This window comes from Vibrio sp. D173a (genome assembly GCF_030248475.1).
In genome coordinates this window covers 1-690 of the sequence record NZ_JAHGAH010001489.1, presented here as the reverse complement: position 1 = coordinate 690, position 690 = coordinate 1, and the positions used below count along the sequence as shown (strand labels likewise).

The 690-nt window shown below is 46.1% G+C and carries 2 protein-coding genes; both read right to left on the bottom strand.

The annotated features are described in order from the left end of the window. A partial coding sequence (locus tag KIV40_RS34260; RefSeq protein WP_285353905.1) for a hypothetical protein occupies positions 1-205 on the bottom strand: 205 nt, incomplete at its 3' end. A 112-nt stretch (positions 206-317) separates the two neighbouring features. Then, a partial coding sequence (locus KIV40_RS34255) for a methyl-accepting chemotaxis protein (RefSeq protein ID WP_285353904.1) occupies positions 318-690 on the bottom strand: 373 nt, incomplete at its 5' end.

Below are 690 nucleotides of genomic sequence, written 5' to 3'. Positions count from 1 at the left end.
CCTTGGCTAATTCACCATCACGCTGTAAGCAGTCGCCGATAAAACAGCTCAGCCCTAATACATACTTAAGTTGTTCTTGATATTGGGGAGACCAAGTCGAAATCGCTTCGTCTTGGTGTTCAAGTAGGTTTTCTAAAGCCGATTGAGAGTGCTGAGTAAGTGAAGCAGGCAATTGCATTTTTCGTCCTTGTTTGGCTAAGCGCATACTGTCTCTATTTATATCAAACTTACGCCAATAAAAAACGCCCACATCAGCAATGTGGGCGTTTTATCGAGTTAGAAGAAGATCTAAGTCAGCGAAACCGAGTTAAAGTCGCTTATACCTTGAACTGCTTGATCTTGCCGTCTAACTCTTCTGCGTTATTCTGCATAATTTGCGAGGTTTCATGCAGCTCGCTCACCACAGTGACGGATGCTTCCACCAGCTCTCGAACATTGGTTAGGTTTACGCTCATCTCTTCTGCAACGCTGCTCTGTTGACCAGCCGCTGTCGCAATTTGGAAGTTCATGTCGTTAATTTGATTTACTTGGCTCACGATACCATCGAGCTCCGAGCCTGCGTTGGTGACCAAATCCACGCCCTCGGCAGCTTCAACAACACTCTTCTCCATTAGCTCAACCGCTGAGTTAGCGCTGGTTTGTAGATGAGTGATCATGTCTTGAATCTCAACCGTTGCCTGCTGAGTACGT